This is a genomic window from Mesorhizobium sp. M7A.F.Ca.US.011.01.1.1 (assembly GCF_003998295.1).
In the GTDB taxonomy this organism is placed as follows: Bacteria; Pseudomonadota; Alphaproteobacteria; order Rhizobiales; family Rhizobiaceae; genus Mesorhizobium.
Genome location: NZ_RZRT01000285.1, coordinates 1 through 392, shown reverse-complemented (window position 1 = coordinate 392; position 392 = coordinate 1). Strand labels below are relative to the sequence as shown.

The following is a 392-nucleotide window of genomic DNA, read 5'->3' as shown; positions in this document are numbered from 1 at the left end:
CGTCCTCGTGCGTCAGCGCCTCGTCGCCGGCGACACTGACCAGCAGGTCATGGACTACGTGGTTTCGCGCTATGGCGAGTTCGTGCTGCTCAAGCCGCGTTTCGACCTGCGCAATGCATTGCTGTGGGGCACGCCTGTCCTGCTGTTGCTGGTGGGAGGCGTTTTCATCGTGCTGACCGCGCGGTCGCGTCGCTCGACGGCAACCAATGCGCTGACCACTGAGGAACAGGCGGCGCTGGACAAGATACTAGGCAATTAGCTCGGCCATTCCTCCGAGGGCCAGTCCCGCGACGTGTGAATGACGCGCAGGATAACGACGCACTGACGGCCAGCGATCGGGCGCAACTCATAAGCAATGATGTACGGCGGGCGGCCGATGAACGTCTCATATG

The 392-nt window shown here is 62.2% G+C and carries 1 protein-coding gene and 1 pseudogene; one reads left to right on the top strand and one right to left on the bottom strand.

All coding sequences use genetic code 11. From position 1 onward, the window contains the following. A partial coding sequence (locus tag EOA13_RS37765; protein WP_164780713.1) for a cytochrome c-type biogenesis protein occupies positions 1 to 259 on the top strand: 259 nt, incomplete at its 5' end. Here the strand turns inward: EOA13_RS37765 and EOA13_RS39300 are convergent. Beyond that, positions 256 to 392: pseudogene (locus EOA13_RS39300) on the bottom strand (type II toxin-antitoxin system RelE/ParE family toxin); the annotation flags it as partial. The gene EOA13_RS37765 and the pseudogene EOA13_RS39300 overlap by 4 nt on opposite strands.